The organism is Stenotrophomonas sp. SY1, from assembly GCF_021202945.1.
GTDB lineage: Bacteria > Pseudomonadota > Gammaproteobacteria > Xanthomonadales > Xanthomonadaceae > Stenotrophomonas.
Genome location: NZ_JAJOYR010000001.1, coordinates 1045467 through 1055316, shown reverse-complemented (window position 1 = coordinate 1055316; position 9850 = coordinate 1045467). Strand labels below are relative to the sequence as shown.

The window sequence follows — 9850 nt, the reverse complement described above, 5'->3', positions numbered from 1 at the left end:
CACCCCGGCTCACAACTTCAGGTCGAGCAGCCCATCGCCCAGATCCTCATCAGACAACGTCTGCTGGATCAGTGCGCGATGCGCTTGCTCGCTCCACAGTTCGAACTTGTCACCCATTCCCATCAATACCGCCTTCTTCTCTATGCCCACCGCGCTGCGATGGCTGGACGGAAGGCTGATGCGGCCGTTGCCATCCAGTTCCAGATGGGCAGCGGAGCCGACAAGTTTCTGTTGCAGGGTGCGCACCACGCGCTGGGTATTGGGCTTGGCCATCACATCATCCCGCACCCGTTCCCACTCCTGCTCTGAGTACAACCACAGGCAACCGGCCTCGAACGGGTTGTAGGTCAGGACAAGACGGTTGCCGCTGGCACGCGCGACAAGGTCGCGGTAGGCGGTGGGCACCGCCATGCGTCCCTTGTCGTCAACCGTGATGGCCGTCTCACCCTGAAACACCCGAATGCACCCGTTTGTCTGGATTGCGTATGGAAAGTCATTGAACCACGAAAAACCACAAAAAACCCGGTTTTCCCTCTGATGCCCACCTTAGCAGCGAGCCTAGGGTTGTCAACAACTTTCCGCACGCAAAATCGTCATTCGCATCAAGGGCTTGCAGCAATCTTTAGAGAGTTGTTCAAGGTTTATCCACAAGTTGCTGTTTCGTCTCAAATTTTGAGATTTCTTTGAAATTCAGCAGCGTAGAGGGGATGTGAAAAGTCACTGGCAACTACATTGCCATTCAGGTGGACATGGCCGACAAGTGCGCAAACCGGCACACTTCCTACATGTGCCTGGTCACCTTTGCCTGGAAATGCCATCCGCGCTGGCGCTTGTTCATGGCCGGCAACCGCGACGAGTTCCACGCCCGTCCCACTGCGCCCCTGCAACGCTGGCCCGCCCCGCTCGCAGGGGTCATTGCCGGGCGTGATCTGCGCTCGGGCGGCAGCTGGATGGGCGTCAACACGCTCGGACATGCCGCGGTGGTCACCAACGTGCGTGACCCGACCGCACCCAGCGGCGGGCCGTCGCGCGGCGAACTGATTGCCGGCTATCTGGGCGGTACCCAGGACGCGACCACTTATGTCGATGCGCTGGCCAACCGGGCCAGTGAATTCGCCCCGTTCAACCTGCTGGTCGCCGATGCCGAGCACTGCTGCTTCCTCGGCAACCACCCGGCCCTGCACCTTCGCCTGCCGCCCGGCATCCACGGCATGTCCAACGGCACGCTCGACGCACCGTGGCCGAAGACCCGCCGACTGATGCAGGCGCTGGAGCAGTGGCTGGCTCGGGACGAAATCACTCTCGATGGGATCTGGCAGGCGTTGGCCGACGAAAGCCGGCCGCCGGATGAGGCATTGCCACATACCGGCATTCCACTGGAACTGGAGCGCCGGCTTTCCAGCGCGTTCATTCGTGGCACCGATTACGGCACCCGCGCCAGCACGGTGATCGCCATCGACCATGAAGGACAGGGCTTCATCCACGAACGACGCTTCGGCCCGGAAGGCGTTTTCCTGGGGGAAACCAGAGTCGAAATTCCCCACAACGGGGAGTGAGAAAGCGGACACGCAACAACCATTCGTTCGTGGGCGGGGATGAAACCCCGTCCAAATGCAGAAAAACGCCCTAACGCACCTCGCACCCCAACCCACCACAGTGCGCACGTGAGCCGACGGCTCACCAGTACATGCAATCACTCCGCAAGCAGGAGAAGGGCTCAAGGCAAACCAGCTTCACATGGTGCTGAAAGCGATGCGAAGCGAGCCCAGCAATCCCAACGGAAGCCAAGCCCCTTTAGTAAAGGGGCGCGCCGACAGGCGGGGGATCTGGAAGGCCAGAGGCCCGGGGCCCACAGTTTCGCCCTGCGAAACTGTGGGGCTTTTTCCCGCCTGGCAGGCGGGAAAAAGCGGCGGAGCCGGCCGATAAGCCGGGTTCTGTCGTGGACAGTCATTCCTCTAGGCGCCACGTCACCGTGACGCTCAAGCAACCTACCCGGACCCGACGCGGGCCACGTCATTAGGTCCCTATTTGGTCTTGCTCCAGGTGGGGTTTGCCGTACCGGTCTGTTGCCAGACTCGCGGTGCGCTCTTACCGCACCATTTCACCCTTACCGGCCTCTCGAAAGAGACGTAGGCGGTATCTTTCTGTTGCACTTTCCGTCGGCTCGCGCCGCCCAGGCGTTACCTGGCACCTTGCCCTGTGGAGCCCGGACTTTCCTCGGCATTCCCGAAGGAATGACGCGACTGCCTGGCCGACTCCGCCGCGCGCATTGTCGCATGTTCCAATGCGGCGGCGGACCACTTTCACATGTGGGATTCACCTCGCAGCAAAACCCAGATCACGCAGGAAGGCCAGTGCAACCTGATCTGCATCGGCGTCGATCTTCATGTCGATGGCTGCGTAATCAGGCTTCTCCTGCTGTTGCAGGTTGCGTGTGAACAGATGCCCCACGCCCGGATAAACCGTCAGTTCACACCGGTTGCCCGACACACGCATGCGACTGCAGAAGCGCTCTGCACCACCGGCCGGCGTAACGCTGTCCTGCTCTCCCTGCAGCAGCACTGTCGGCGGCAATCCGGGGCGAACATGCAGATCCGGCGACAATGCAGCCGCACGCGCGGTGCCGCCGGTGAGTTTGCCGAACCAACCATCCCCGGCAACCGCCACGGCAGGCGACCAGAGCACCAGCGCATCCGGGCGTGCCGACACGACATCACCAAACGGTTCGTCAAACACGGCAGCAGCAGCTGCCAGATGTCCCCCTGCCGATACCCCACCGGCAGCAATCCGTTGCGGGTCAATGCCAAGCCGCGCAGCGTTGTGCCGTACCCAGCGCAGTGCCGCACGCGCATCGGCAACGCTGTCGAAAGGCGTCACGCCTGCCTGATCGGCCAACCGGTACTCCACCGATACGGCGAGCATTCCTGCGTTCGCCATCAACCGTGCGGCCGCCTCCATCCAGCGCGCCTGGCCAACCGTCCAGCCACCGCCATGAAACAACACGATTGCCGCTGACGGCCGCGCTGCCGTCTCCGCCGGCGCATACAGCAGCAATGGCAATGGCTGCCCGGCGCCTCCATCAATGGTCTGCACATCGGGCGGCGGCGCCTGCTTACCCTGCCCCCATCCAGCCGGGCAGATGGCAAACAGCAGGACAATCACAAAAAAACGAACGTTCATGCACGCTCCTTCTCGCTGTCCAACCCACTCGCGCGTTTGCCCTGCGCAGCGGTAGCCCCGCTACCACTGCATGCTCACTGCCCGTACAAGGCCTTCCTGGGCGCGCCACTCAGTTCGGCCGCAAGCTTGGCCGCAGTGGATGGTGGCAGGTGCTCATTGAGCTTGGCGTACAGCCGGCGGCCTTCGGCGATCTTGCCTTCTTCGTCGTCGGCGGCGCCCTGCACCATCACCACGAACTCACCCTTGCGCTGGTTGTCGTCGGCCTGCACCTTGGCCAGCAGCTGCTCCAGCGTGCCGTCGAGCACGGTCTCGAACAACTTGGTCAGCTCACGCGCGACCACCGCCGGACGCTCGTTGCCGAACGCACCGGCCATGTCGGCCAGTGACTCGGCAATGCGGTGCGAGGATTCGTAGAACACCAGCGTGCCGGCCTCACTGGCCAGCCGTTGCAGCCGCTCGCGTCGGGCCGATGCCTTTGCCGGCAGAAAACCTTCAAACACGAAGCGGTCACTCGGCAACCCTGCCACGCTCAACGCCGCAATCGCCGCACAGGCGCCCGGTATCGGGCTGACCTTGACCCCGGCCGCGCGCGCGGCACGCACCAGGCGGAAACCCGGGTCACTGACCAGCGGCGTGCCGGCGTCGCTGACCACCGCCAGCGACTCGCCGGCCAGCAACCGCGACACCACACGCTGGGCCATCGCTTCCTCGTTATGGTCATGCAGCGCCACCAGCGGCTTGCTGATTCCGAAATGCGACAGCAACTGGCCGGTATGGCGCGTGTCCTCGGCGCAGATCGCCGCAACCGACCGCAGTATTTCCTGCGCACGCGGGCTCAGGTCGGCAAGGTTGCCGATGGGCGTGGCAACGACATACAAGGTGGCGGAAGCGGGACTGATCATTGGGATTTCCATAGGCAAGGGTAGAATCCTACCGTTTCCCCCGCCCGGCACCGCCGCGCCCTGTCGAACGGACCTTAAATGAACAAGCCAGTCGCCCGGATCACCGCCCTGTCACTGTCGATGCTGCTGTTCGTGGGCTGTGCCACCACCAGCCTCGCACCGACCACCTCGCCCGCCCAGCAGGCCGCCATCGCCCTGCTCGAACAGGGCAAGCCGCGCGAGGCCGCGCAGCAGCTTGAGGCCGAGGCCGCCCTTGCACGTGGCGCTGGCAAGACGTCGCTGCTGGCCGATGCCGCCTTCGCCTGGCACGAAGCCGGTGACCAGGCACGCGCGCGCATGCTGATGGCGCAGGTGCAGCCGCGTCAGCTGTCCGGCGCCACCAGCCAGCGCTTTGCGCTGCTGCAGGCCGAACTGGCCTTGGCCGACAAACAGCCGGCCGCCGTATTGCAGATCCTTGGCCAGCGTGGCGACCAGTTGTCCGCTCCGTTGCAGGCCCGCTGGCACCTGGCCCGCGCACAGGCACTGGAAGCGACCGGCGATGCCTTCGGCGCCGCCACCGATCGCGCCCGCGCCATCGTCCTGCAGGGCAACAACGGACGTACCGAGAACCAACGGGCCATCACCCGCCTGCTGGCCGGGCTGGATGACACCACCCTGAGCAGTCGCGCTGCCGCGCTGCCGGTAGGCGAGCCGCTGTACAACTACGCCGGTCGCGCGCTGATCGCCCGTGGCCTGCCGCTGCCGCGCCCGTTCGACCGTGATGCCGCGTGGCAGCTGGATACCAACAAGCGTCCGCCGGCCGATGCCGATGGCTACCGCCCGCCGGTGAAGATGGCCGTGCTGCTGCCGCTCAGTGGCGCGATGGCCACGGCGGCTGCACCGGTACGCGACGGCCTGCTGGCCGGCTATTACGGCGAAACCCGCCGCCGTCCGCAGATCGACTTCATCGACACCCTCGGCACCGCAGCAGGTGCCAATGCCGCTTACGACAAGGCAGTCAGCTCGGGCGTGGATTTCATCGTCGGGCCGCTGGGCCGCGACGAAGTGGATGCGCTGTTCCATCGCCAGCAGCTGCCGGTGCCGTTGCTGGCACTGAACCGCGGCAAGGACACCCCGCCGCCGGGCAGCGCCGGCTTCTCGCTGGCGCCGGAAGACGACGGCATCATGGCCGCCGAGTACCTGCTTGGTCGCGAGCGCGGCAACGTGCTGGTGATCGCCAGCAATGACGATGCCGGGCGCCGGGCCAGCGCCGCGTTCAAGGAACGCTTCGCCGAGCGCGGCGGCAAGGTCGCCAACACCATCAACGTCGGCGAAACGCTCAGCGACATCGGCCCGCAGCTGCAACAGGCAAGCGGCGTGGATGCGGTGTTCCTGGCGGTCAAGGGCAACCAGGCGCGCATGCTGGCGCCGCAGCTGGCGCTGGCCGGCCTGTCTGCGGTGAGCCGCGTGGGCACCTCGCAGTTGATGTCCGGTGTCGGCAAGGCCGAAGAAGACCTGCCGCTGGACGGCATCGTGTTCCCGAGCGAAGCGTGGACCACGCGCGGCGTTGCCGGCCTGCCGTCGGCCGGTACCCTGGCCACCACCCTGCCCACCGCACGCGGCGGTGCGGCGCGACTGTTCGCCTTCGGCTTCGATGCGTGGAAGATCACCGCGTACATGGAGAAGCTGGCCAACGCGACCAGCGGCGGCCTCAACGGTGCCACCGGCACCCTGCACCTGGACGGCTTCGGCAATGTGCTGCGCACGCCGGCATGGTCCACCTTCAGTGGTGGCCGCCCCACGCCGATCGGTGATGGCAACTGACCGGGCTGCGCGCGGTGCAGCGGTGGAAGCTGCCGCACGCGCGCACCTGGAGCAGGCCGGCCTGCGCTGGCTGGCCGGTAACGTGCGCTATCGCGGTGGCGAGCTGGACCTGGTGATGCTCGACACGGCCTCGGCCAACACCGTGGTGTTTGTCGAAGTCCGCTACCGGCGCTCGGGAGCATTCGGCGGCGGCATCGCCTCGGTGGACGCAGGCAAACGCCGCAAGCTGGTGCATGCCGCGCAGCTGTATCTGGCCGGCAACGCCAGGCTTGCGCAGGCACCGTGTCGTTTCGACGTGGTCGAGGCCAGCGGTGAACCACCGCGCCTGCACTGGCTGCGCGACGCCTTCCGCGCCGACGACTGCTGATGCCCAGCGTCTTCACCCATGCGGCAGTCCCATTGGCGCTGTGGTGCGCCAGCGAGCGCGGGCGGATCTCGCCCCGGTTGCTGGGCGCCGGCGTCCTCGCCGCCATGCTGCCCGATGCCGATGTGCTGGCCTTCGCCCTGCACATTCCCTACGCCGATGCGTTCGGCCATCGCGGCGCGAGCCACTCGTTGCTGTTCGCCGCATTGCTCGGCATCTTCGCCGCGCTGATCGCGCCGGCACTACGGGCCAGCCGCGCGCAGGCCGGCACGTTCGTGTTCGTATGCGCACTGTCACACCCGCTGCTTGATGCACTCACCTCTGGCGGCCTTGGCGTGGCGCTGTGGTGGCCATGGAGCGATGTGCGGCTGTTCGCACCATGGCGACCAATCCGTGTTTCACCGTTCGCCAACAATTTCTTCAGCGCGCGAGGCATGCAGACCGTCGTATCGGAACTGCGCTGGGTGTGGCTGCCCCTGTTGTCCTGCGTGATCGGCTGGCGCTTGATCCAGCAACGCGCACCTGTTGATGCCCGAAACCCATGAACCCCTTGCCCGATGCCTTCGTCCAGACCCTGACGCAGTTGCTTGGCGATGATTGGCGCAGCGATGCCGCCGCGCTGGAAGCACACGCGCAGGACAACTCCTGGCGCCACGCCTTGCCGCAGGGCGTGGCGATGCCACGCGACCGCGCGCAGGTGCAGGCCATCGTGCGGGCATGCCGCGAACACGGCGTGCCGTTGGTCGGGCGTGGCGCCGGCACCGGCACCACCGGCGCGGCGGTGCCCACCGCTGGCGGCGTGGTGCTGTCCTTCGCACACATGAACCGCATTCTGGAAATCCGCGCCGGCGACCGCTGCGCGGTGGTCGAACCGGGCGTACTCAATGGCGACCTGCAGCAGGCGCTTATGCCGCACGGTCTGTTCTGGCCGCCGGACCCGTCCAGCGCCGACATCTGCAGCATCGGCGGCAACCTGGCCTGCAATGCGGGCGGCCCACGCGCGGTGAAGTACGGCACCAGCCGCGACAACGTACTCGGGCTGGTGGCGGTAACCGGCACCGGCGAACTGATCCAGTGCGGCGGCGCGTATACCAAGGACGCCACCGGTTACGACCTCACCCACCTGATCGTCGGCAGCGAGGGCACGCTGGCATTGATCGTGGAAGCCACGCTCAAGCTCGCGCCGCGACCACGCGCGCAAGCCGGCCTGCGTGTGCTGTACCGCGATGCGGATGCCGCAGCGGCGGCCGTGTCACGGGTGATGGCGCAACCGGTCACACCGACCATGCTCGAGTTCATGGATGCACGCAGCCTGGAGCTGCTGCGCCGCAATGGCGCACAGGTCCCCGATGCCGGCGCGATGTTGCTGATCGAAGCCGACGGCGACGACGACACCCTGCCCTATCTGCTCAACGCACTCGCGCAGGCCGCAGAAGGCGACGGCATGCTGGCGCTGGATGTGGCCACCGACGGTAGTGCGCGCGACAGGTTGTGGGCGGCGCGACGTGCGCTGTCACCCGCGCTGAAGAGCATTGCGCCGGGCAAGATCAATGAAGACGTGGTGGTGCCGGTGTCACGCATTCCGGAACTGGTGGAGGGCGTGCAGCGCCTCTCGGCCGAAGCCGACCTGCCGATTGTCACCTTCGGCCACGCCGGCAATGGCAACCTGCACGTCAACATCCTGTACCACCCGGACGATGCCGGCGAGAACGCACGTGCGCATGCAGCCTTGCCCAAGGTGTTCGCACTGACCCTGCAACTGGGCGGGACGTTGTCCGGCGAACATGGCATCGGCCTGGCCAAGCGCGACTTCATGGCGCAGGCATTCTCCGCAAGCACGCTGACGACGATGCGTGCGATCAAGCAGGCGCTGGACCCGGACGGCATCCTCAATCCGGGCAAGGTGCTGCCGCTGTAGAGCGTTATCGGGCACCTGCGCGCAAGCCGCGAAGCCAGGCTTGCATCCGATCGTTGCAGGAGCGAGGTGAGTCGCGAAGCTGAAGCTGCATCCGACATCAGGAAACCTGCAATTGCAGGAGTTCCCATGCCTTCGACGTTGCCGGCTTCGCCGCTTACGCCGCTCCTGCGAGGACGCGTGCTGCTCCCACGACAACCAGGCCTTACGCCACCGCCTCAGCGTAGCGGCACGACAGCAGCGCCTTGACCAGAAAATCCACCTGCACCGACTCGCGTGCGTCCACCCACATCACCGGCAGTCGATAACCGCCCTGCGCAAGTGCGTCGCGGAACTGGCCGAAGTGGAAATCCGGCTGGCGGTCCTGGCAGGTCACGCCGACGGCAAAACACGCTTCCGGTGCCAGCGCGCGGAACTGCTCCAGCAACGTCAACGTACTTGGCAGCGCGCGCGGGTTGAGTGCGCTCACGAGTACGATCACGCCGATGGCGCCTTCGGCCACGATCGGCCACATGAAGTCCAGGTACGCCTGCCCAGGCACGCCATAGACGTGCAGCAGCTCGCCATCACCCAGCTCAATGGAGCTGTAATCCAGCGCCACGGTGGTGTGCGATTTGCCGTCCAGCGCTTCCAGCGCGGCCTCATCGCTGATCGGCATTTCGGTGCTGATCGGCTCCATGTCCGAGATCGCGCGGATCGCGGTCGTCTTGCCCGCGCCCATTTCACCGACAAAAACCAGCTTGGTTGCCATATCCGTCAGACCTGAAGCCCATTGGAGAAGTTGAGCCCGAATCGCTTGGCGATACGCGAGAAGAAACCGGACACCGTACCCGCCGCAGTGCGCGCATGGGCGACCGGGGTGCTACTGCCATCAAGCAGGCCGGTACAGGCTGCCGCGGCCATGATACGAGCAATGTCCTCCTGCGCGGCACCGGTGGCAAGCGCCAGTTCGGCCGGCCGCCATGGGCGGATCGTCATCGCCGCCATCGGCAGCAGCCATTGCACCGGCAACCTGCCGGTTTCCACTTCCGGCCACGCGCGCAATTGGCAGGGCCGTTCCAGGTCCTGCGCCAGCAGCGGCTCGTCCGCCAATGCCGCCGCACGCCAGCAGAAATCTTCGAAGGGATGCCTGCCGACCGCATCGGCCTGGCTCTGCTGCAGCGTGTCGGCATCGATCACGGCAAGCGTCCAGCCCGCTTCGACGGCGGCTTTCAAGCAGTTTTCATAAGGAATGTCGCGCAGCACGATCACCTGTTCACGCCCGGCATCGACCAGCAATTTCACCAGCCCCATGTGCAGCAGACAGGGCTTGCCGGGAACATCGCCCAAGCTATGAAACAAGGTGCGCGGACGGAACGGCACTTCACCGACAACGTCGGCCAGCAGCAGCTCCCGCAGTCGCTGGAACATTTCACGGACACTGGCGCCATGTGCGATGCCTGGCATCGATAGCGCCGACAGCGGCTTGCGCGTGATCGCCAGCACCGGCAGGCCCTTCTGCCGCGCTTCGTGCAGCAGCACCTGCCCCTGCGCATCATCCAGGGAAGCCACCAGCAGATCCACCGGCTGCTGCTGCCAGGCCTGTACTTCAGCCTGGATGTACTCGGCCATCAACAACGAACTGGCGACCTTCAACCGCATCATGTGTAGGACATCCAGACCGTGGCATCCGATCACGGCGGTTGA

At 65.7% G+C, this 9850-nt stretch carries 10 protein-coding genes and 1 other RNA gene; 5 read left to right on the top strand and 6 right to left on the bottom strand.

All coding sequences use genetic code 11. The annotated features are described in order from the left end of the window. Nucleotides 1-9: 9 nt before the first annotated feature. Complete coding sequence (mraZ, locus tag LR961_RS04195) at nt 10-456, bottom strand: division/cell wall cluster transcriptional repressor MraZ (RefSeq protein WP_282266355.1); 447 nt, start codon at nt 454-456, stop codon at nt 10-12. Nucleotides 457-785: 329 nt separating this feature from the next. Here mraZ and LR961_RS04190 point away from each other — a divergent pair, with 329 nt between their 5' ends. Next, nucleotides 786-1556: an NRDE family protein gene (locus tag LR961_RS04190; protein WP_232149189.1), complete on the top strand. Its 771-nt coding sequence runs from the start codon at nt 786-788 to the stop codon at nt 1554-1556. A gap of 351 nt (nt 1557-1907) precedes the next feature. Here LR961_RS04190 and rnpB read toward each other — a convergent pair. From rnpB to rsmI, 3 genes are all read right to left on the bottom strand, one after another. Next, nucleotides 1908-2259: RNase P RNA component class A (rnpB, locus tag LR961_RS04185), an RNA gene on the bottom strand. A gap of 57 nt (nt 2260-2316) precedes the next feature. Beyond that, nucleotides 2317-3180, bottom strand: coding sequence for an alpha/beta hydrolase (locus tag LR961_RS04180; RefSeq protein ID WP_232147189.1), 864 nt, complete (start codon nt 3178-3180; stop codon nt 2317-2319). Nucleotides 3181-3254: 74 nt separating this feature from the next. Then, the gene (gene rsmI / locus LR961_RS04175) at nt 3255-4082 is read right to left on the bottom strand and encodes a 16S rRNA (cytidine(1402)-2'-O)-methyltransferase (RefSeq protein WP_232147188.1); all 828 of its coding nucleotides are present in this window, start codon (nt 4080-4082) and stop codon (nt 3255-3257) included. A gap of 78 nt (nt 4083-4160) precedes the next feature. Here rsmI and LR961_RS04170 point away from each other — a divergent pair, with 78 nt between their 5' ends. The 4 genes from LR961_RS04170 to LR961_RS04155 are packed head-to-tail and all read left to right on the top strand — an operon-like array spanning nt 4161 to nt 8167. Continuing rightward, nucleotides 4161-5885: a penicillin-binding protein activator gene (locus LR961_RS04170; protein WP_232147187.1), complete on the top strand. Its 1725-nt coding sequence runs from the start codon at nt 4161-4163 to the stop codon at nt 5883-5885. Further along, complete coding sequence (locus tag LR961_RS04165; protein ID WP_232147186.1) at nt 5875-6252, top strand: YraN family protein; 378 nt, start codon at nt 5875-5877, stop codon at nt 6250-6252. Before LR961_RS04170 ends, LR961_RS04165 begins: the two co-directional genes overlap by 11 nt. Further along, the gene (locus LR961_RS04160) at nt 6252-6794 is read left to right on the top strand and encodes a metal-dependent hydrolase (protein ID WP_232147185.1); all 543 of its coding nucleotides are present in this window, start codon (nt 6252-6254) and stop codon (nt 6792-6794) included. Before LR961_RS04165 ends, LR961_RS04160 begins: the two co-directional genes overlap by 1 nt. Beyond that, nucleotides 6791-8167, top strand: a complete 1377-nt coding sequence (locus LR961_RS04155; RefSeq protein ID WP_232147184.1) for an FAD-linked oxidase C-terminal domain-containing protein — start codon at nt 6791-6793, stop codon at nt 8165-8167. Before LR961_RS04160 ends, LR961_RS04155 begins: the two co-directional genes overlap by 4 nt. A 202-nt stretch (nt 8168-8369) precedes the next feature. On the opposite strand, the gene LR961_RS04150 is transcribed toward LR961_RS04155, so the two are convergent. Next, nucleotides 8370-8924, bottom strand: coding sequence for a GTPase (locus LR961_RS04150; RefSeq protein WP_332311030.1), 555 nt, complete (start codon nt 8922-8924; stop codon nt 8370-8372). Continuing rightward, nucleotides 8921-9808 carry a hypothetical protein gene (locus tag LR961_RS04145; protein WP_232147182.1) on the bottom strand — a complete coding sequence of 296 codons (888 nt, stop codon included), beginning with the start codon at nt 9806-9808 and terminating at the stop codon, nt 8921-8923. Before LR961_RS04145 ends, LR961_RS04150 begins: the two co-directional genes overlap by 4 nt. Nucleotides 9809-9850: the final 42 nt, after the last annotated feature.

Excerpts from the sequence above, each read along its gene's own strand:
- LR961_RS04190 (WP_232149189.1), top strand. The coding sequence starts at position 786 with ATGTGCCTGGTCACCTTTGCCTGGAAATGCCATCCGCGCTGGCGCTTG.
- LR961_RS04180 (WP_232147189.1), bottom strand. The coding sequence starts at position 3,180 with ATGAACGTTCGTTTTTTTGTGATTGTCCTGCTGTTTGCCATCTGCCCG.
- rsmI (WP_232147188.1), bottom strand. The coding sequence starts at position 4,082 with ATGATCAGTCCCGCTTCCGCCACCTTGTATGTCGTTGCCACGCCCATC.
- LR961_RS04170 (WP_232147187.1), top strand. The coding sequence starts at position 4,161 with ATGAACAAGCCAGTCGCCCGGATCACCGCCCTGTCACTGTCGATGCTG.
- LR961_RS04165 (WP_232147186.1), top strand. The coding sequence starts at position 5,875 with ATGGCAACTGACCGGGCTGCGCGCGGTGCAGCGGTGGAAGCTGCCGCA.
- LR961_RS04160 (WP_232147185.1), top strand. The coding sequence starts at position 6,252 with ATGCCCAGCGTCTTCACCCATGCGGCAGTCCCATTGGCGCTGTGGTGC.
- LR961_RS04155 (WP_232147184.1), top strand. The coding sequence starts at position 6,791 with ATGAACCCCTTGCCCGATGCCTTCGTCCAGACCCTGACGCAGTTGCTT.
- LR961_RS04145 (WP_232147182.1), bottom strand. The coding sequence starts at position 9,808 with ATGATGCGGTTGAAGGTCGCCAGTTCGTTGTTGATGGCCGAGTACATC.